Genomic DNA, 19,974 nt, shown 5'->3' on the forward strand with positions numbered 1-19,974 from the left:
CGCACGCCCAGGCATCCCGACTCAGCCAGGAGCTGGGCCGGGCGCTGAGCGGGCGCGGGGTGGGCGCCCCGGGAAGAGCCGCCTGTGTACGCGCATGGCGACGTGCCCGAGGCCGGAGAGCGCACAGGCGATCGCGAGGTCGACGGGTGGCAGCGATTCGGTGCCCAACAGGGCGCGCAGAGGCGGCAGATAGATGCCCGCCGCTTGCAGGGCCAGGGCTGTGGCCACGGCCAGCAGCAGGAACGGATTGGCAAGGCTGCCCGGGCGGGCGCGGGAGCCCAGCGCGACACCGAGCTGGGTGGCACCGAGCACCAGGAACATCATGGACTGCCATGGGCGGCCGGTCTCCCGCGCCCAGACGCCGGCAACCAGAGTGACACCGGCGACGAGGGCCCCCATGGCCAGGAGGCGGGGCCAGAGTCCGGCGCCCAGGACGCTCTCGTCGGGCGGGCGTGGCGGGTGGCGCATCACGTCCGGGGCCACGGGTTCGGCTCCGAGCGCCACACCGGGGAGGCGATGGGTGAGCAGGTTGATCCACAGGATCTGGGCAGGGAGCAGGGGCAGGGGCATGCCGAGGAACGGGCCGAGGAGCATGACCAGGATTTCCGCCGTTCCTCCGGCGAGGGCGTAGAGCAGGAAGCGACGCACGTTGGCATAGACCCGGCGGCCTTCCTCGACGGCGGCGACGACGGTGGCCAGATTGTCGTCGGCGAGCACGAGGTCGGCCGCTTGGCGGGCCACTTCGGTGCCGCGTTGTCCCATGGCCACGCCGATGTCCGCCCGGCGCAGCGCGGGGCCGTCGTTGACGCCGTCACCGGTCATCGCCACCACATGGCCCGAGGCGCGCCACGCCTGGACGATGTCCAGCTTCTGATCGGGCGTGGTCCGGGCGTAGACGCGCAGGGCGGTCAACTCGCCCGCGGTGCCCTGGCGGATGCGCGTCCCCGTGGTGACCTCGTCCTGCCGGGCCATGATGCCCGAACGCGCGGCCACCGCCCGTGCCGTGAGGGGGTGGTCGCCGGTGATCAGGACGGGGATGATGCCGGCGCGTTCGCACGCGGCGATGGTGGTCCGGGAGGTGTCTCGGGGTGGATCGAGGATGCCGACGAGGCCGAGCAGCGACAGCCCCGACTCCCAGATGTCGGGGCTCGGGGGCGGTATCTCGTCGTGGTCGGCGGAGGCGACGGCGAGGACCCGGTATCCGTTCCGGGCCAGTTCCTCGGCCTGGGCGGCGGCCCGGGTCCGCATGTCCAGGGGATCGGTGAGGACCGGCGGCCGGAGCATGACCTCGGGGGCTCCCTTGCATACGACCCGCAGTCCGCCGCCCGGTGCGTGGTGCACTGTCGTCATGCGCTTGCGTGCGCTGTCGAAAGGGATCTCGTCGACCCGTGGCAGTGCGCGTTCCAGCGCCGCCAGGTCCAGACCGAGCCTGGCTCCGGCCGCGAGCAGGGCGGCCTCCGTGGGGTCGCCCATCGCGCGCCACTGTCCGTGACCGTCCGCGGGAGGTTCCAGCGCGGCGTCGTTGCACAAGGCCGCGGCGCGCAGCAGCGCGGCCAGATCGGGGGCGTCGCCCGCGGTCACCGTGCGGTCGTCGCGTGCGACGCGGCCCTCGGGGCCGTAGCCGATGCCGCTGACGGTGGCCTCGCCCTGGGGCGTCCACAGTCTCTCCGCGGCCATCCGGCCCTCGGTCAGGGTGCCGGTCTTGTCGGTGGCGAGCACCGTGACCGAACCCAGGGTCTCCACCGCGGGCAGCCGGCGGACGATGGCGTGCCGCTCCGCCATCCGCCGTGCCCCCAGGGCGAGGGCGAGGGTGATCACGGCGGGCAGGGACTCGGGTACGGCAGCCACGGCGAGACTGATCGCGGTCACGACCATCAGCTCGACCGGCTGCCCGCGTGCCAGCCCCAAGGCGAGCACCACCGCGCACAGTGCCACGGTGACGACCGCCAGTACCCGGCCGAACCGGGCCAGTCGTCGCTGCAACGGGGTCAGCCCGGGCGCGGTGCCCATCAGCGCGGCGATCCGGCCGAGCGCACTGTCCGACCCTGTGCCGGTGACCTCGACACGCCCGCGGCCGCGGACAACCACCGTGCCCGCGGACACCGTGGAGAGCGACCGGTCCGCGCCGGGGGTCTTCTCCACCGGGACGGACTCGCCCGTCAGCGCCGACTCGTCGACCAGAAGCAGGGCCGCGTCGAGGATCTCACCGTCGGCGGGCACGATGTCCCCCTCGCCCAGCAGGATCAGGTCTCCCGGCACCACGTCGGCGGCCGGTACGGAAGACTCCGCGCCGTCGCGCACCACCCGGGCGGCGGGCGCGCTCAGGGCCGTCAGTGCGGCCACGGCCCGTTCCGCCCGTACCTCCTGGACGATGCCGACCACGGTGTTCACCGTGATGACGAGCAGGATCACGGCGGTGTCCGGGAGATCTCCGGTGGCCAGGGTCAGCGCGGCGGCCACGAGCAGCACCACGATCAGCGGGTCGCGCAGTTGCTGGAGCACATGGCGCCACACCGGGGTGCGCCGCTCCTGAGTGACGACGTTGGCCCCGTACTCCCCCAGCCGTCGCACCGCCTCCTCCCTCGACAGCCCCGCCGTCACCAGGGGTCGTCCTCCGCTGCGAGCAGCACCGCGAATACCTTGTGCTCGAGCCCCCGGGTCTGCGGACGGTGAGCTGTCGTGGTCTGCGCGTGGGGCGGGTTCCCTGGCCGCCCTCGCCGGGCGGCCAGGGCCCGCGAGGAGCCAAAGCGCTCGGCTGGGCGAGGGGTCGGCATGCCTTCATCGTGTGGCCGATGTTCCCGGATCGCATCCGGCGCCTACGGGACCGGCGGGGGAACCAAGCAGACCGACCACCGCCGCCATCAGAAGTGATCGGTTCAACCAGGAAGCGGGACGGTGTGTCCGCGGTCACGGGGTACCCACATGCGGACGAGTCGACCGCAGGAAAGGCGGGGGGGAAGATGGCGCTTCCGCTGGTCGTGGGTGTCGATGGATCGGAGTCCAGCCTTCAGGCCCTGGACTGGGCCGTGGACGAGGCGGCACGCCATGGGCTGCCCTTGCACCTGGTCCATGCTTCCCGATGGGAGCGGTACGAGGAACGTCTCCCCTCGTTCGGCACCGACCGCCCCTCGGGGGAGATAACGGCCGAGAACATCGTCGCCTCCTGCGCGGAACGCGCGACGTTGCTACACCCTGATGTGAAGGTGTCCGCCGAGGTCCTGCCCGAAGACACCGTGACGGCGCTGCTGGAGCAGAGCCGTGAGGCGTTCGCCGTGGTCACAGGGTCCCGTGGCAGAGGTGCGCTCGCGGAGACGCTGCTGGGGTCGGTCAGTCTGGCGGTGGCGGCACGTGCTGTCTCCCCGGTGGTCGTGGTCCGTGGTGGGAAGAGCAACCGCACGGGCGCCCTCGGGCGCGTGGTTCTCGCGGTCGGCGACCTGGTGGAGGGGTCGGTGGCCGTCCGGTTCGCCTTCCGTGAGGCGCGGGCGCGGGACGCCGCACTGCACGCCGTACGCTCCTGGCGGCGCCCCGCGCACCCCCATGCGGGCCAGTCGCTGCTCGAGCGTGAGGCGACCAGCCTGATCTACGAGGAGCAGGCGGCGGGCGTCCTCAGCCAGGTGCTGGATCAGGTCGAGCGCGAGCACGACGACATCGCGGTCCACCGCGAAGTCATCGAGGGGCCGGCGCACCGGGTGCTGCTGGACGTGTCGGAGCAGGCCGATCTGCTGGTGGTCGGCGCCCTCCAGCGGCGTGACCACACGGGTCTGCAGCTCGGCCGGGTCAGCCACGCCGTACTCCACCGCTCCGCATGCCCGGTCGCGATTGTCCCGCAGCAGGTGTGACCGCGCGCAGCACGGGCGTGCGTGCTCAGGCTCGCCACCGCCGGGCGGCGCGCAGCCGCCGCAAGTAGGGGTCGTGCGCGTGGCGTGGCAGGATGCGCAGCCGGACGTCCAGGGCGACGACTCCGTCGGGTCGGGCCACCACCGGGTTGAGGTCGGTCTCGGCGAGCTGGGGCAGGTCGCAGGCCATCCGGGACAGCCTCAGCAGCAGTTGCTCCAGCCCCTCCAGGTCCACCGGCCCGCCGCCCCGGTAGCCGAAGAGCAACGGGGCGCAGCGCGGGGCGGTGAGGAGGCTGTGCGCATCGCGGTCGGTGAGCGGGGCGAGCCTGGCGGCGTGGTCGGCGAGGAGTTCGGTGGCGGTGCCGCCGAGACCGAAGAGCACCAGAGGGCCGAACACCTCGTCCTGGATGACGCCCGCGAACAGTTCCACGCCGCGGCGGGCCATGGGCTGGAGGAGCGCACCGGCCATCCGGTCCCCGAAGTGCGCCCGCAGGTCGCGGTAGGCGTGGCGTACCTGGTCCGGTCCCTCCAGGTCGAGCCGCAGCGCTCCCTGGTCACTCTTGTGCACCAGTCCTGGCCAGTACGCCTTGACGGCCACCCGGTCGCGCTCGTCTGCCACCAGGTGCCGTGCGGCGGCCACGGCGGTGTCCTCGTCCTCGGCCCAGGCCCAGGGCAACTGGGGGATGCGATAGCAATCGAGCAGCGCGGCGCAGGCACGGGGGTCGGGCCAGCCCCCGTCGGGGTGACGGGTGAGGAAGTCCTCCACGAGGGCCGTTGCACCGGCGGGGTCGATGCCCGACAGCGGTGGCAGGGTGCCCGGCGGTTCGGCTCGCCAGCGCGAGTAGCGGGCGGCATGGGCCAGTGCGCGCGCCGCCGACTGCGGCTCGGCAAAGGCGGGTACGGGGCGGTCGTCGGCGCTTGTGAGGAGCCGTACGGGGGCCTCCTGGTCGAGGAGGACCGCGGCCACCGGCCGGGGCCGCGGTCCCGGTGCGTCGGTGAGGGCCAGCAGCGGGTCGTCCCGCGTTCCGGTGGCGAGCGCGGTGGGCACGAGCACCACCAGCACGGCGTCCACGGTTCCGTGCGCCGCCAGCCGGTCCACGCAGGAGCGCATCCGGTCGGCGGTGACGGCGGCCGTGGTGTCCACGGGGTTACTGGTGGCAGCGCCGGGCGGCAGGACCGCCCGCAGTTCACCGGCCAGGCCGATGTCCAATGCGGGGACGGTGAGTCCCGCGTCGGCGCAGGCGTCGGCGGCGAGCACACCGGCGCCTCCCGCGTTGCTCACCACCGCGACCCGGATGCCCGTGGGCAGCGGCTGGGCGTGCAACAGGGCCGTGGTGTCGACCAGTTCGGCGATACTCCGGGTGGCGATGATTCCCGCCTGGGTGAACAGGGCACCGCGGGTCATGGTGGGGGTGGCCGCGGCGGCGGTGTGCGAGGCGGCGGCGCGCCGTCCGGCTTCCGAGCGGCCCGCGTCCACGGTGAGCACCGGCATGGTGCGGGCGACGCGGCGCGCGGTGCGCGAGAAGGCCCGGGGATTACCGAAGGACTCCAGGTGGAGTACGGCGAGCCGGGTGCCGGGGTCCGCCTCCCACCACTGGAGCATGTCGTTGCCGCTGACGTCGTACTTGTCGCCGAGCGAGACGAAGCTGGACACGCCGACGCCGAGACGGCCGAACCGTTCGAGCAGCGCGATGCCGACGCCCCCGGACTGCACGGCGACCCCCGCGCACCCTGGCAGCGGAGGATGCGCGGCGAACGTGGCGTTCAGCCTCGCCTCGTCGGCCGTGTCGGCGATGCCCAGACAGTTGGGGCCCACCAGCCGCATCCCGTGGCGTCGGCAGCAGGTGAACAGCGCCTCCGCCTGGCCGGTGTCGAGCCCCGCCGTCAGGACGACCAGCGCCCGCACACCCGCCGTGCCGCACTGCCCGGCGACGTCGGGCACCACGGGTGCCGGTACGGCGAGCACGACGAGATCCGGTACGAGCGGGAGGGCCGCCACGGAGGGGAACGCCGTTGTCCCCTCGATGACCCGGGCGTGCGGGTTGACCGCGTACAGCGCCCCGGTGAAACCACCTGACCGCAGGTTTCTCAGCACCGCCCGCCCGACCGATCCCGGCCGCCGGCCCGCCCCCGCGACGGCCACCGAGCGTGGTCGCAGCAGTGGCCGCAGGCTGGCCACATCGGCGATCCGGCCCCGTCGGTCCACCGCCGCCAGGTAGTGCTCGTCCTGCTCCAGGTGGACGGTGCAGCGGACGTCGGTGCCGTCGAAGTGGCGGGAGGTGCGCAGCCCCAGATCGGCGAAGACCTTCAGCACCTCGTGATTCTCTGCGAGCGCTTCGGCGGTGAAGCCGGAGATGCCCGCCTCCCGGGCAGCGTGGACGAGGTGTTCGAGCAGCAGGGTGCCTATGCCTTGGCCATGGCGGCCCTCGGCGACGGCCAGGGCGATGTCCGCGGACACCGGTTGGCCAGGGGCTGTGGGCAGCGTGGTGTACTCGGCCACCCCGACCACCCGGCCGTCGGCCAAGGCGACGAGCGCACGGTAGCCACGGTGTCCCGGTGCGCAGATGCGCTCCGCCGCCTCCTGTGCGTAGCGCGGGTTGACGGCGAAGAAGCGCAGCCGCATGGCCTCGGGAGACATCTCCTGATGCATGCGCAGTACTTCGTCCCGGTCCTGTGGTCGCGCGGGGCGTATCTCAACGGTGCTGCCGTCGGCGAGCAGGGCGTGGACCGTATCGGGACGGTGTGTGGTGTCCGTCATCCGGGTCCCCTTGCGTCGGCCGTGTCCGTGTCGGGGGCTGGTCCATGCCCCGGCGCCAGGAGCGAGGCCGCGTGGTCGGGCACGAAGGTCTGCAGGCTCTTGGGCGGCCGCTGGTAGCCGGTGGACGCGGGGCGGGACGGCAGGCGCAATTCCGGGAGCCTCACGTCGCCGTACGGCACGGTGGACAGCAGGTGGGCGATCATGTTGATCCGGGCGGCGCGCTTGTCGTCGCTGTCGACGACGTACCACGGAGCCTCGGGGATGTCGGTGCACGCGAACATCTCGTCCTTGGCGCGGGAGTACGCCTCCCAGCGAGTGACGGATTCCAGGTCCATCGCGGAGATCTTCCAGCGCCGCGTGGGATCGCTCAGCCGCTGGTGGAACCGCCGATCCTGCTCGGCGTCGCTCACGGAGAACCAGTACTTGCGCAGCAGGATCCCGTCCTCGACCAGCATCCGCTCGAAGACCGGGCACTGGCGGAGGAAGCGCTGGTGCTCCTCCTCGGTGCAAAAGCCCATGACGCGCTCGACTCCGGCCCGGTTGTACCAGCTCCGGTCGAAGAGCACGATCTCCCCCGCGGCGGGAAACTGCCCGGCATAACGCTGGAAGTACCACTGGGTGCGTTCGCGGTCCGTGGGCACGGGCAGGGCTACGGTGCGTACGACGCGCGGGTTGAGGCGTGCGGTGACCCGTTTGATCGCGCCGCCCTTCCCAGCCGCGTCCCGCCCCTCGAAGACCACCACGACACGCTGTCCCTCGGCCCGCACCCACTCCTGGAGCTTCACCAGTTCGATCTGCAGACGGCGTAGTTCCTCCTCGTACCGGGCACGCGGCAGCCGTCCTGGTCCGTCTTCGTCCCGCGGTGAGCGGCGAGCCATCGGTGCTCCCTTCCGGACCGGCCGAACAGTGACGTCATGGGTGGGGCACGACAGCGACGGGGCACGCGGCGTGGTGGAGGAGCGCGTGAGCGACATGGCCGAGGCGTGGGCCCACGGTGGGCCGATCGATGGGGCGGCCGACCACCATCAGCCCGGCCTGCGACGCAGCTCCCAGCAGGACCTCCGCCGCGTGGCCGTGCTCGACCCGCTCGGTGACCGGGACGTCCGGATACTTCTCCCGCCACAGTTCGACGGCTTCTGCCAACCGTCCCCGATCCCGTTCGCCGGGCTCGGGGCTCCGCGTCTCGTCGTGAGGCGGCCGTGACGGCAGGCTGTGGGCGAACAGGGGCGCCGACGCCCAAGCCCGTACCGCCCGCACCCCCACTCCGTGCGCCGCGGCGGAGGCGAAGGCGAACTCGATCGGCGCGGCAGACTCCGGTGGATCCTGGATGCCTACGACGACATCGCCGGTGCGAGACCCGGTTCGCTTCCCGTCATCCCTTCGCACCAGCACAACGGGGTTCGTGGACAGCGCGAGTACCCGCAGGCCGACCGACCCGAGCAGAAAGCCACCCATGGCGCCGCGTCCGTGTGAGCCGAGCACCAGCATCTCGGAGGCCGCACCCTGGGCCAGCAGGGCCTCGACGGCCGTCTCGGGGAGCAGTTCGGTGGAGACCGGCACCTCCGGGTAGGCGGCCAGCACACGTGCCTCGGCATGCTCCAGGGCCTCCTGCGCCCAGAGCTTGCGCATCTCGGGTGCCTGCGCGGTACGGGCGGTCTGCGGCGGCAGCATCCAGGCGTGGATCAGCCGCAGCGGTGCACGACGGCACTGTGCCTCCCGCGCCGCCCAGTCGGTGGCGGCCAGGCTTTCGAGTGACCCGTCCAAGCCTGCGGTGATGGGGTGAACCATGGGGATCTCCGTCGTCGGGAATGCGGATGGTCATCCGTCCCGCCAATGCCGCGCCCCGGTCATTCGTGGGGGACGACGGCGACCGGACAGTCCGCGTGGTGCACCGCCGCCTGCACCACGGGCCCCAGGCGGGGACCCAGCGCGGGTGGGTGCTTCCGCCGCCCGACCATCAGCAGATCGCTGTCGGTCGCGGCCTGTACGACGGCCTGGGCCGGGCTCTCCAGCCGGACCTCGTCGACGACCCGCACCCGGGGGAACTTCTCCCGCCAGGGCCGCAGTACCTCATCCAGCTCCCGTCGCGCCTGCTCCACGGTCTCCTGAGCCACGTCGGATTCCCCGCCCCGGGCGGTGTGGACCCGGTCGGGCCTTCTTCCGTGGACGGCGTGCAGTGGCACATCGCGAGTGAAGGCGGTGACATAGGCGAACTCCAGGAGGTTGTCCTGCGGACCGTGCAGACTCAGGCCCACGACCACGCGTCGCCGGCGTCCGTCCGCTTCCCGCCCCGCGCGCATCAGCACCACCGGCCGCTCGGCTCGGGCGATGGTGTGCAACCCGATGTCACCCAGGAAGAAGCTCGCCACCCGGTCCAGCCCCCGCGACCCGAGCACCAGCATGCGGGACCGCGCCGCCGCGTCGAGCAGGGCCGTCTCGGCCTCGTCCGCGACCAGGTCCTCGATGATGGTCAGCTTCGGATGGCCGCTGGCCAGTTCGGTGTGCGCGTCGTGCACGATCCGCTTCGCCCAGTAGTTCTGTTCTTCCGCCGCTGGGCTGTCGGGTGTGGGCGGGCACAGCAGGATCCACGCGTGCGTCAGGCACAGCGCCAGCTCACGCCGCTCCGCCTCGTCGGCGGCCCAGCGAGCGGCGGCCAGGCTCTCGGCCGAGCCGTCGAGACCCACGGTGACCACTTGTTCCATGGCAGTGCCTCCTGCCGGGTGCTGGGGTGCCGGGTTTCACGCGGCCGCGGCGGAACCGCCGGTGTCATCGGTGCCGTAGGCGATGTGCTCGGTGACCGATACCACCCCGTCCACGCCCCGGCACAACCGCACAATGACCGGGACCAGACTCCTGGCCTCGACCGATCCGTCCAGTGTGACCTCGCCCTCCCGCACATCGACTGTCACGGCCGAGGGAGCCAGTCGCAGGGTCCGTCGCAGCAGATCCCTTTCGATCTCGTCGAGGATCGCGTCGTCGTGACGCAGAAAGACCCGCAGCAGGTCGCCACGGCTGATGATGCCGAGCAGCTTGTCGGTCTCGTCCACCACGGGAAGCCGCTTGATGTTCCCGTCCGACATCACCCGGGCCGCCTCGACGACCGTCCACTCCGGGCGCGCGCACACCGCGGGTGCCGACATCAGCTCCTCCGCCTTCGCGCCCTGCGCCTTCGCCCGTTCCCACGCCTCCAGATGCGGGACCGGGAGGAGACCGGACGGGTCCGCCTGGCCGGACGATTTGCGCAGCAGATCACCCTCGGACACGACGCCGACCGGACGTCCCGAACCGTCCACGACCGGCACGGCGGTCACATCGTGCTCCGTGAGCAGTTGTACGAGTTCCTTGAACGGCATGTCACGCGGTGCCTGGACCACCGGACGTGTCATGAGGTCTCCGACCGTTCTGTGGTGCATGTCCCGACTCCTCTCGCAGACTCGCGGTGGGTCGGCCCGTGTTCCCTTATAGAGCATGCCAGCTATACAGCCTGCCGACTCGTCCCCGCCGCCGAATGAGCCTCATGGCTCCCTCTCGTGGCCACACGGCCCACAAAGGGGCCGTTCGGCCCCTCGCTCGAGGGCTCTCCGCCCCCAGGACACCGCTCACCGGCGGTGACACATTGGAAGTCAGGCAGAGAGGCGGGATGTCGATGCGTGCCCAAGTCGGCGACGAACTGATTGTCGAAAGCCCCACCAGCGGTGCCACCAAACGGGATGGTGAGATCGTCGGACTCCACCACGACGACGGGACACCTCCCTATGACGTGCGGTGGTCGGACACCGGCCAGGTCACCCTTGTGTTCCCCGGTCCGGACGCACACATTCACCCCAGCGGGCACAGGCCGGAAGGGCAACGGGAGGCGACCGGCCCCCGCGGGTCCCCAGCGACGCACCGCAGTGCGCGTTCGCTCTCCGAAGCGGTGGTCATGGCTCTGGTACGGGACGCCACGGCCGCCCCGTCGATGCACAACGCCCAGCCCTGGCGCTTCCAGTACTCCCGGCGCAACCGCGTCTTCCACCTGCGGGCCGACCTCCGCGGCTCCCTGCCGCACACCGACCCCGTGCTCCGGGCCCTGCACATCGGCTGTGGCGCCGCCCTGATGAACCTGCGGGTCGCGGTCGCCCATGAAGGCTGGCAGGCGACGACCCGGGTGCTGCCCGACCCCAGCGAGCCGATGCTGCTGGCCTCCCTGACGCTGACCGGCCCGCTCGGCGATGAAGACGACCCGGCCGCTTTGTACCCCGCCGTGCGCACCCGGCACAGCAGCCGGTATCCCTTCGCCGAGACAGAGATCCCCATGTCCGTGCGGACCGCCCTGGTCGACGCAGCGGACCAGGAGCACGTTTCGCTGTCCTTCGCCTCCGGCTGGCATCTGCAGTCCGTCCTGGACCTGGTGCGAGAAGGTGAGGCCCGCAACCTCACCGATGCAGGCGCCGCCGCGGACCTGGACCGCTTCACCCGCAGGGCGGACGATACGCGTCCGGCCACCGAAGGGGTCCCGGAGTACGCCTTCGGGCCGCGCCGCCGGATCGGCAAAGCCCCCATGCGTGACTTCGCGGGCGGCAAGTCGATCCCCGGCCGCGCGACCGCCGATTTCGAGACCTCCCCTCACCTGGCGTTGCTGAGCACCTCACGCGACCGCCCCGTGGAGTGGCTGCGCACCGGCCAGGCGGTGGAGCGGGTGCTGCTGCGGGCCACGCTGGAGGGACTGGCCGCCTCGTTCGTCGCTCAGGCCCTCGAGTGGCACGACCTGCGCTGGCCACTGCGCGACCCGATGGCGGGCATGGCCTATGTGCAGATGGTGCTGCGGCTTGGATACGGCCCTCCGGGTACGCGGACCCCTCGGCGGCCGGTCCAGGATGTGCTGGACATTGAGCCGTAGTACCGGTCGCGTGTCCCGGAGGGATCGCCCTCAGGCCGTGCGCTCCGCCTCGTCCGGTCCGACGCCCCGGAAATGGCATTCCACGTCCACGACACCTTCCACGGCCCGAGCAAGGCGAGCGGCCACGGGGATCAGCGCGGTGTCGCGGAGGTGTCCGCTGAGCGTCACGACTCCCTCCCGCACCTGCACATGGACACTGCTGCCGGGGAGAAGGTAGGCCACCACCGTGCGACGGACCTCTTCCTCGATGTCCAGGTCCGAGCGGAGGAAGACCTTCAGCAGATCCCCCCGGCTGACGATTCCCTGCAACTTGCTCTCGGCGTCGACCACGGGAAGCCGTTTGACCCCTCTGACGGCCATGATCCGAGCCGCCTCGGGCAACGTGGCGTCCGGGTGCACGGTCACCGCCGGGGAGCTCATCAACTCCTCCGCCGTCACCGCCCCCGCCTTCGCGAGGTCGGGGAGCCGGCGCAGTTGCTCGAAGCGGTCCGGATCGCTGTCCCGGAACTCCTCCTTGGGCAGCAGATCCGCCTCGGAGACGACGCCGATGACACGCCCCTCACCCTCCAGCACCGGCATGGCGCTCACGCGCCACTGGCCCAGCGTCTGCACCAGTTCCTTGAACGACGCGTCACGCCCGACGGCGACCACCGTCCGTGTCATCACATCGCTCACGATGTGCGGGGTCTCGGACACTGGAGTTCCTCCCTCCGCACGGCGTTCGGCGGCTCTTCCACTTCCAGTGTCCGGTCCGCGGCTGTCTTCCTGCCACCTGGAGACCGTGCCGTTCAGCAGATCCGGGGCAGTTGCTCGCCCAGCGGCAGATCGACGATCCGGGTCCCGCCGAGTCCGGTGCGGGCGACGACCATGCCGGGGTGTTCGGCCACACACGTGCCGATCACGGCCGCCTCACGTCCCAGCGGATGGGCACGCATCGCGTCCAGTACCGCATCGGCATGTTTCCTGGGCACGAAGGCCACCAGGCGGCCCTCGTTGGCCACGTACATAGGGTCCAGGCCCAAGAGGGCACAGGCGGTGGCCACCGCCTCCGGGACAGGCACCGCCCCCTCCTCCAGGATGACTCCGGTGTCCGAGGCGGTCGCGATCTCGTTGAGCGCGGCGGCCAGGCCGCCGCGCGTCGGGTCGCGCAGGACGTGGATCTCGGGGGTGACGGCGAGCATCGCCTGGACCAGTCCGGCCAGAGGCGCGGTGTCACTGACCACCTCGGTGCCGAACGTCAGCCCTTCGCGGACACTGAGGATGGCGATGCCGTGCTGTCCGATCGGCCCGCTGACGATCACGACGTCACCGGGCCGGGCACGTTGTGGACGGATGTCCACGTCCTCGGGGATCAGCCCGATGCCCGCCGTATTCACGTAGACACCGTCGCCGTGGCCGGAGTCGACCACCTTGGTGTCGCCGGTGACCACGGTGACGTCCGCCGCTCGGGCGGCCGCGCCCAGTGCCTGGGCGATCCGGCCGACGGTGCTCAGCCTGGTGCCCTCCTCCAGAATGAACGCGCAGGACAGGTACGCGGGGACGGCTCCGCTCATGGCGAGGTCGTTGACGGTGCCATTGACCGCCAGATCCCCGATGCCGCCGCCGGGGAAGAACAGCGGGCGGACGACGTAGGAGTCGGTCGAGAAGGCCAGCCGGGCACCGCCGAGCGTGACGGCGGCCGAGTCGGTGAGTCCTCGCAGCGCCTCGCTGCCGTAGGCCGGGAGGAAGAGGTGCCGGGTCAGCTCCGCGGAAAGCGCTCCCCCGCCGCCGTGGCCCATCACCACCACCGGGTGGTCGCGCAGCGGCGTCGGGCAGGACCAGCCTTCGGTGTCGGCGGTGATGTCAGTCAACGGAAGCCGTCTCCTCCGTGCGGGGCGTGGCCAGACGCCGGTACAGGTAGTAGGCGGCGCACGTGCCCTCGCTGGAGACCATGGTCGCGCCGAGCGGTGTGCGCGGAGTGCAGGTGGTGCCGAAGGCCGCGCATTCGTGGGGGTTGATCAGGCCCTGGAGCACCTCTCCGCTGCGGCACACCGCGGGCTCTTCGGTGACCAGTCCGGTGACATCGAACCGGTGCTCGGCGTCGTGGTCACGGTAGGCATCCGACAGCCGCCAGCCACTGTCCGCAATGGTGCCGATGCCGCGCCAGGCGCGGTCGGTGGTGGTGAACACTTCTCTCAGCACACTCAGGGCGACCGGATTGCCCTGCGGGCGCACGGCGCGTGGGTAGGCATTCTCGACGCGGTATTCTCCTCGCTCGAGTTGGCGGGCCGCCCGCCGGATGCCCTCCAGGATGTCCAGCGGCTCGAATCCGGTCACCACAATGGGCACCTTGTAGGTGTCGGCGAGGCCGGGGTACTCGGTGGTGCCCATCACGCTGCATACGTGCCCGGCGGCGAGGAACGCCTGGACGCGGCAGTCCGGTGATCGCATGACCGCCTCGATGGCCGGCGGCACCCGGACATGTGAGACCAGCAGGCTGAAGTTTCGGACCTCGAGCCGTTTGGCCTGGTGGACCGCCATGGCGATGGCGGGCGCGGTGGTCTCGAAGCCGACGCCGAAGAACACCACCTGCCGGTCCGGAGTCTGCTGGGCGATCCGCAGCGCGTCCAGCGGTGAGTAGACGACACGGACGTCACCGCCGTCGCTCTTGATCCGGAACAGGTCGCGGTCGCTTCCCGGCACCCGGAGCATGTCGCCGAACGAGCAGAAGACCACGCCCGGGCGCGAGGCGATTTCCAGCGCCTTGTCGATCACTTCCAGCGGTGTGACGCAGACCGGACAGCCCGGCCCGTGGATCAGATCGATGTTCTCGGGCAGCAGTTGGTCGATGCCGTGCCGGATGATCGAGTGGGTCTGACCACCGCAGACCTCCATCATCGCCCAGGGCCGGGTGACCGTCCGGGCGATGTCGTCCAGGAGCCGTCGGGCCAGGGCAGGATCCTGGAATTCGTCGATGTATTTCACCGGTTCTCCTCCTCGGGCGCCCTTTCCACCTCGGCCGCCGCACGTTCCCAGGCATCGCCGAACTCTTCGTCCAGTGCCCCGATCCGCTCGAAGAGCCGGAGGGTGGCCAGGGCGGATTCCTCGTCGAGCCGCTGGATGGCGAAGCCGACGTGGACGATCGCGTACTCACCGACCTGGATCTCCGGCAGATAGGCGAGGCAGACGTCCTTGACCACCCCGCCGAAGTCGACCCGCGCCATCGGCGTGCCGTCCCGTTCCTCGATGCCGACCACGCGGCCGGGTACCGCCAGGCACATGTGCTCCTCCTCGGTTCCTCAGTCGTCGGCGACGCGGCCGGCGATGACCGCCTGTCCCAGGGCCAGGCCGCCGTCGCCGGGCGGCACCACCGTGTGCCCGAGGACGGTGAAACCGTCCTCGCCCAGCCCGGCGGTGCACATCTCGTCCAGGAGGGCGTTGGCGAACACCCCGCCGGTGAGGACGACCGTCCGCGCTCCCGTGCTCCGGCGTGCCTTCCGGCAGGCCGTGCGGACCGCACCGGCGACCGCCAGGTGGAAGCGGGCGGCGATCAGCGGGACCGCCGTACCCGTGCGGAGATCGGCCACGATCGCGCCCAGCAGCGATGCGGGATCCTCGAGCGCGAAGGCATAGCCGTCCCGCGCCCCGTCGGCGGTCAGGGCCGCGGCCTCCAACTCCACGGCGGCCTGAGCCTCGTACCCCGCCCGGTGACAGACGCCGACCAGCGAGGACACGGCATCGAACAGCCGCCCCATGCTGGAGGTCGGCACACACGCGATACCGCGCGCCAACTGGCTTTCCAGCAGCCGAAGTTCTTCGGGTGGGCAGGCGGCCGCGCACGGCAGGTCGGGCGCCCAGGCGAGACCGGCCGCGCGCAGATGCGCCAGTGCCATCCGATACGGATTGCGCACCGCCGCGTCACCGCCCGGCAGGGGTGCGTACGCCAGGTGCGCCAGGCGGCGGTAGCCCGCGTAGTCGGCCAGCAGCACCTCGCCGCCCCAGACGGCGCCGTCGTCGCCGTAGCCGGTGCCGTCGAAGGCGACGCCGAGCACCGGCTCGTCCAGTCCGTGCTCCACCATGGCGGAAGCGATGTGGGCGTGGTGGTGCTGGATCAGGGTGAGCGGCCGTCCGTCACGCCGTGCCCATCGCGCGGTCCGGTAGCCGGGGTGGCGATCAGCCGCGACGCGGACCGGCTCGACGCGGGTGAGCGCGCGCAGATGCCCCTCGGCGCGCTCGAAGGCCCGCTGGGCGGCCAGGCTGTCCATGTCCCCGATGTGGGCGGACAGCCAGGCGGAGTCGCCTTCTGCCAAGCACAGGGTGTTCTTCAGATCCCCACCGACCGCGAGAACCGGACGGACGGCCACCGGAAGACGGATGCGCACCGGGGCGAAGCCGCGCGAGCGGCGGACCGGCAGCGGCGAACCGTCCGCACGGACCCGGACCACCGAGTCGTCACAGGCGACCACAATGGGCCGGTCATGCGAGAGCCGGGCATCGGCCAGCCCGTCCAGACGGCGCAGCGCCTCCCGGTCGTCGGTCACCAGCGGCTCGCCGGAGATGTTCCCACTGGTCACCACCAAGACGCCGGGACCAGGTGGATCGCCCGGAAGGCCGAACAAGAGCCGGTGCAACGGGGTGTAGGGCAACATCACCCCGATGTCCGGGCTGCCCGGACACACCTGCGGTGCGAGCGGAGACGGAGTTCGGCGGCGCAACAGCACGATGGGACGCGACCGCCCCGTGAGCACGCGGCGCTCCGCCGGGCCGAGGTGGCCGAGCCGGGCGGCGGTGTCGGGATCAGGCGCCATGACGGCGAACGGCTTGTCGCCACGGGCCTTGCGGCGTCGCAGTTCGCCCACGGTCCTCGCGGCGGTGGCGTCGCAGACCAGGTGATAGCCGCCGATGCCCTTGACCGCCAGGATCGCCCCGGCCTCCAGCATCCGCCGGGCTTCGGCCAACGCGGCCCCGTCCTCCCGTCGTACGGCGCCGGTGAGTCTCAAGCGTGGCCCGCAGGCCCAGCAGGCGATGGGCTGGGCGTGGAACCTCCGGTCGGACGGGTCCGTGTATTCCGCCGCGCAGTCCGGGCACATCGGGAACGCCGCCATGGTGGTCATGGCCCGGTCGTACGGCATGACGGTGGTGATGGTGAAGCGCGGGCCGCAGTCGGTGCAGGTGATGAACGGGTGCCGGTGGCGGCGGTCGGCCGGATCGGCAAGCTCCGTCAGACAGGCGTCGCAGGTGGCGGCGTCGGGCGGGACCAGGGTGCGGCCGTGGCCCGTCGTGGAGGGCACGATCGCGAAGCCGGTGCCGCCGGTCGAGGGCATCTCGGAGGTGGCCACCGAGACGATGTCCGCCAGCGGGGGTGCGTCCGCCGTCAGCCGGTGGCAGAAGGCGGCCACCGCGTCGGGGCCGCCCTCGATCTCGATGCGGGCCCCGGCCGGTCCGTTGGCCACTCGTCCGGACAGGCCCAGTTCGGTGGCCAAGGCATGGACGAAGGGACGGAAGCCGACACCCTGCACCACGCCACCGACGGCCACCAGGCGGCGGACCGGCCGCTGATGGTCGACAGCCCTCACGCCCGCCCCGGTGGGGTGGAATGGGGAGCGATGGCCGGCTGATCCATGGGGGCGGCACTTCCGTCCGGTGTGGTCGTGAGCTTGTGCGCGGAGCCCGGGCCCGGCCGTGGGGCGGAAGCCGCCTGGCCGGGCCCTCGGTCATGCTAGGAACCGGATCGGCCAGCGTGGGAAACCACGCGCGGGCGGTCGCCCCCAACGCCCCGAACGGCTCAAGCCAGGCGCGACGCCGCCGAGACCGTCGGCTATGCGGTCTCCTGATGCCCCATCAGTTGACCGACTGTGTGCCGCAGGCGGTCGTGAGCGTCGGCGATGGCCCTGGCCACATGGCGGAGCAATGCGGGGAACGCGTCGGCCACCGGCGGGCTGAGCCCGCGCCCGAGGCTGAAATCGGCCCCTTCGACGGCGTGCACCGTGAGCTCCCGGGGCATCCGGTCGAGCGCCGCGGCCAGGGCGAACGTCTCACCGAGGCCCAAGGCGTGCGTACTGGCCGGGCGCGCCGCCGAACGCGCGGCCTGCTCTGCCGTCAGGGTGTGCAGCCGCCCCGGCTGCCCGGGATGCGCGTGCACCACCTCGACCACGACGACGGCGTCCAGACGGTGCCAGAGGCCGAGCATCCTCCCGGGCTCGCCGTCGCTGTCGAGCAGCAGCGTGTCCCCCGGCGGATTGGCGCGCAGTGCCTCGATGACGGCCGGGCCGGCTCCGTCGTCCCGGCGGAACGGATTGCCCACGCCGATGACCACCACCCGGCCCGTCATCCGCGCTCCACCGTCAGGTCCAGGAAGTGCGCCGAACAGGAGATGCACGGGTCATGGTTGCGAACGGCCCGCTCGCACAGCGCGGTCAGCTCCTCGTCGTCGGCCGGCTCGCCCGGCCCGTCCAGGCGGGACTGCACCTGGCGGCGGAGGTCGTCCTCGATGGCGGCCTGGTTCTGCGCGGTGGGTGGCACGATACGGGCGAGGGTGAGGGTGCCGTCCGCGTCCATGGCGTAGCGGTGGTAGAGCAGCCCGCGCGGCGCCTCGGTGGCCGCGCAGCCGGTCGCCGAGCGCGGTGGCACCTCGACGTACGGCCGGGAGGGCGGCTCGTAGGCGTCGATGATCCGCAGTGCCTCGGCCACGGCGTGGGCCACCTCGACGGCGCGGACGATGATGCTCCGGAACGGATTGCGGCACACCGCCCCGGTGGTCGGATCGCCGAGCCCCGCCTCCCACGCGGCTTCGAGGGCCGAAGGGTGGAGCCACTGTCCGCTGATCGCGTACCGGGCCAGTGAGCCGGTCAGGTAGTGGTGACTGTCCAGCTCGGACACCAGGGCGGTCGAGTGGGGGACCTGCCGTTCCACCACGTGGTGCTCGAACTCCTCCACCGGAAGCGCTCCTACGGGGGTGGCGCCGTTTGAGCCGGCCCCCGCGGCCATGACGGCGGGGGTTCCGGAGTCGATGGCGTACCGGCCGGGGTCCCGCATCGCCAGCAGCGGGCCGTCGTAGGCGGCATCGGGGAAGTCGAAGCCGGACACCCAGCGCACGGTCTCCAGCGCGTCGTCATGAGCCCGGCGCAGCCGCTCGGCCAGCGGGATGAGTTCCGCCGGAGCGGGTGCGCGGTAGAAGCCGCCGATGCGGACGTTGATCGGGTGGATGGCGCGGCCGCCGAGTTGTTCCATGATGGCGTTGCCCGCTTGTTTGATCCGCAGGCCGCGTTCCACGGCGCCGCGTTGGTCGCGGGCGAGTTCGACCGCGCTGGGGTGGCCGAAGAAGTCGGGGGCGTGCAGCAGATGGATGTGCAGGGACTGGCTCTCGATCCATTCGCCGTAGTAGAGCAGCCGCCGCAGTTCCGCGAGCGGTCCGCCCACCGTCACCCCGCAGGCCTGCTCGATGGCCTGGCATGCGGTCATCTGGTACGCGACCGGGCAGATCCCGCAGATCCGTGAGGTGATGTCGGGCGGCTCGCCGTGCCCGCGCCCGACGAGGAACGCCTCGAAGAAGCGGGGTGGCTCGTAGATCCGCAGCCGCGCCTCGGCCACCGTCCCGTCGTGCACGGTCAGATGGAGGCCGGCCTCGCCCTCCACCCGGGCGAGTGCGTCCAGGCGCAGGACGCGGGATCCGCGGTGGCTCATCGGGGCTCTTCCTCCGCCGGGGGCTCGGTGGGCCCCTGGGCGGCGAGCCCGGGTACGGGGGCGTATTCGGGCGAGGCCGCGTTGAAGGTGCGGAAGACGCGCAGGACATCCCGCTCGGACATGCCGTCATGACGCAACTGGCTCACCATGGATTCCAGGTTGGGCTGCGCGACCGGCCCGAAGCAGCCGTAACAGCCACGCCCGTAGGCGGGACAGAGGGCACCGCACCCGGCGTGGGTGACCGGCCCCAGGCAGGGAGTGCCGTGCGCGACGGTGATACAGGTCGTGCCGCGCCGCTTGCACTCGAAGCAGACGCTTTGACCGGAGATGTTCGGCCTGCGCCCGGCCAGAAACGCCGTGATCACCTCCAGTAGCTGGCCGCGGTCGATCGGGCACCCACGCAGCTCGAAGTCGACCGGTACATGCGCCGAGATCGGGGTGGAGGTGTCCAGGGTCGCGATGTACTCCGGGCCGGCGTAGACCGCGGCGCGGAACTCCTCGACGTCCGCGAAGTTGCGCAGCGCCTGGACGCCGCCCGCGGTGGCACAGGCCCCGATGGTGACCAGGCGGCGGGAGATCCGCCGGATGTGGTGGATGCGCTGGACGTCCTCGGCGGTGGTGACGGATCCCTCGACCAGGGAGAGGTCGTACGGTCCGGTCCCCGCCAGAGTGGCCGGCTCCTGTGAGTCCTCAGCAGTGGACATCTCCAGAAAGTGTGCGATGCGCAGCCGGCCGGTGAGCGGCAGCAGCTCGTCCTCGCAGTCGAGCAGGGTGAGCTGGCAGCCGTCGCATGAGGCGAACTTCCACACGGCGAGGGAGGGGCGGGCGTCGGAATCCAT

Annotated in this window: 17 protein-coding genes and 1 pseudogene; 4 read left to right on the forward strand and 14 right to left on the reverse strand. The window is 71.7% G+C overall.

Translation table 11 applies throughout. The features are described 5' to 3' along the window. Positions 1-21: 21 nt before the first annotated feature. On the reverse strand, positions 22-2,601 hold the full coding sequence (locus ACK1X7_RS06515; protein WP_413114758.1) for a cation-translocating P-type ATPase: 2,580 nt from the start codon (positions 2,599-2,601) through the stop codon (positions 22-24). A gap of 359 nt (positions 2,602-2,960) precedes the next feature. Between ACK1X7_RS06515 and ACK1X7_RS06520 the strand changes: the two genes are divergently transcribed. After that, the gene (locus tag ACK1X7_RS06520) at positions 2,961-3,839 is read left to right on the forward strand and encodes a universal stress protein (RefSeq protein WP_390794620.1); all 879 of its coding nucleotides are present in this window, start codon (positions 2,961-2,963) and stop codon (positions 3,837-3,839) included. A 25-nt stretch (positions 3,840-3,864) separates the two neighbouring features. On the opposite strand, the gene ACK1X7_RS06525 is transcribed toward ACK1X7_RS06520, so the two are convergent. The 5 genes from ACK1X7_RS06525 to ACK1X7_RS06545 are packed head-to-tail and all read right to left on the reverse strand — an operon-like array spanning position 3,865 to position 10,007. After that, entirely contained in the window at positions 3,865-6,594 is a 2,730-nt protein-coding gene (locus ACK1X7_RS06525) for a GNAT family N-acetyltransferase (RefSeq protein WP_390794619.1), read from the reverse strand. Continuing rightward, a complete protein-coding gene (gene ppk2 / locus ACK1X7_RS06530; RefSeq protein WP_385148299.1) occupies positions 6,591-7,472 on the reverse strand; it encodes a polyphosphate kinase 2 in 882 nt (293 codons plus the stop codon). The genes ACK1X7_RS06525 and ppk2 overlap by 4 nt, the downstream gene beginning before the upstream one ends. Before the next feature lie 34 nt (positions 7,473-7,506). Beyond that, complete coding sequence (locus tag ACK1X7_RS06535; RefSeq protein ID WP_390794618.1) at positions 7,507-8,382, reverse strand: universal stress protein; 876 nt, start codon at positions 8,380-8,382, stop codon at positions 7,507-7,509. Between the two features lie 59 nt (positions 8,383-8,441). After that, a complete protein-coding gene (locus tag ACK1X7_RS06540; protein WP_390794617.1) occupies positions 8,442-9,296 on the reverse strand; it encodes a universal stress protein in 855 nt (284 codons plus the stop codon). Between the two features lie 36 nt (positions 9,297-9,332). Next, positions 9,333-10,007 (reverse strand): CBS domain-containing protein, encoded by a 675-nt coding sequence (locus tag ACK1X7_RS06545; protein ID WP_385148290.1) that lies wholly within the window; start codon positions 10,005-10,007, stop codon positions 9,333-9,335. Positions 10,008-10,240: 233 nt separating this feature from the next. Between ACK1X7_RS06545 and ACK1X7_RS06550 the strand changes: the two are divergent. Both ACK1X7_RS06550 and ACK1X7_RS06555 read left to right on the forward strand, forming a co-directional pair. Continuing rightward, a pseudogene (locus ACK1X7_RS06550) lies at positions 10,241-10,402 on the forward strand (DUF1918 domain-containing protein); the annotation flags it as partial. A gap of 114 nt (positions 10,403-10,516) precedes the next feature. Beyond that, entirely contained in the window at positions 10,517-11,473 is a 957-nt protein-coding gene (locus ACK1X7_RS06555) for an Acg family FMN-binding oxidoreductase (RefSeq protein ID WP_385148314.1), read from the forward strand. Positions 11,474-11,503: 30 nt separating this feature from the next. Here ACK1X7_RS06555 and ACK1X7_RS06560 read toward each other — a convergent pair whose 3' ends face one another. The 5 genes from ACK1X7_RS06560 to hypF form a co-directional block, all read right to left on the reverse strand. Continuing rightward, positions 11,504-12,169 (reverse strand): CBS domain-containing protein, encoded by a 666-nt coding sequence (locus ACK1X7_RS06560; RefSeq protein WP_385148287.1) that lies wholly within the window; start codon positions 12,167-12,169, stop codon positions 11,504-11,506. Positions 12,170-12,261: 92 nt separating this feature from the next. Then, positions 12,262-13,251 (reverse strand): hydrogenase expression/formation protein HypE, encoded by a 990-nt coding sequence (gene hypE, locus ACK1X7_RS06565; RefSeq protein ID WP_382958680.1) that lies wholly within the window; start codon positions 13,249-13,251, stop codon positions 12,262-12,264. Positions 13,252-13,315: 64 nt separating this feature from the next. Then, positions 13,316-14,437 carry a hydrogenase formation protein HypD gene (hypD, locus tag ACK1X7_RS06570; protein WP_413114759.1) on the reverse strand — a complete coding sequence of 374 codons (1,122 nt, stop codon included), beginning with the start codon at positions 14,435-14,437 and terminating at the stop codon, positions 13,316-13,318. Further along, positions 14,434-14,733, reverse strand: a complete 300-nt coding sequence (locus tag ACK1X7_RS06575) for a HypC/HybG/HupF family hydrogenase formation chaperone (RefSeq protein ID WP_078645775.1) — start codon at positions 14,731-14,733, stop codon at positions 14,434-14,436. The genes hypD and ACK1X7_RS06575 overlap by 4 nt, the downstream gene beginning before the upstream one ends. Before the next feature lie 18 nt (positions 14,734-14,751). Further along, on the reverse strand, positions 14,752-16,971 hold the full coding sequence (hypF, locus tag ACK1X7_RS06580) for a carbamoyltransferase HypF (RefSeq protein ID WP_385148311.1): 2,220 nt from the start codon (positions 16,969-16,971) through the stop codon (positions 14,752-14,754). Here hypF and ACK1X7_RS06585 point away from each other — a divergent pair. Then, on the forward strand, positions 16,939-17,070 hold the full coding sequence (locus ACK1X7_RS06585; protein ID WP_383147893.1) for a hypothetical protein: 132 nt from the start codon (positions 16,939-16,941) through the stop codon (positions 17,068-17,070). The two genes, hypF and ACK1X7_RS06585, sit on opposite strands and share 33 nt — an antisense overlap. A 200-nt stretch (positions 17,071-17,270) precedes the next feature. Here ACK1X7_RS06585 and ACK1X7_RS06590 read toward each other — a convergent pair whose 3' ends face one another. The 3 genes from ACK1X7_RS06590 to ACK1X7_RS06600 are packed head-to-tail and all read right to left on the reverse strand — an operon-like array spanning position 17,271 to position 19,974. Further along, the gene (locus ACK1X7_RS06590; protein ID WP_383147887.1) at positions 17,271-17,783 is read right to left on the reverse strand and encodes a hydrogenase maturation protease; all 513 of its coding nucleotides are present in this window, start codon (positions 17,781-17,783) and stop codon (positions 17,271-17,273) included. Then, positions 17,780-19,135 carry a Ni/Fe hydrogenase subunit alpha gene (locus tag ACK1X7_RS06595; RefSeq protein ID WP_385148281.1) on the reverse strand — a complete coding sequence of 452 codons (1,356 nt, stop codon included), beginning with the start codon at positions 19,133-19,135 and terminating at the stop codon, positions 17,780-17,782. The genes ACK1X7_RS06590 and ACK1X7_RS06595 overlap by 4 nt, the downstream gene beginning before the upstream one ends. Next, entirely contained in the window at positions 19,132-19,974 is an 843-nt protein-coding gene (locus ACK1X7_RS06600) for an oxidoreductase (protein WP_385148278.1), read from the reverse strand. Before ACK1X7_RS06600 ends, ACK1X7_RS06595 begins: the two co-directional genes overlap by 4 nt.

The sequence above is a fragment of the Streptomyces sp. CY-1 genome (assembly GCF_047218265.1).
Taxonomy (GTDB): domain Bacteria; phylum Actinomycetota; class Actinomycetes; order Streptomycetales; family Streptomycetaceae; genus Streptomyces; species Streptomyces niphimycinicus.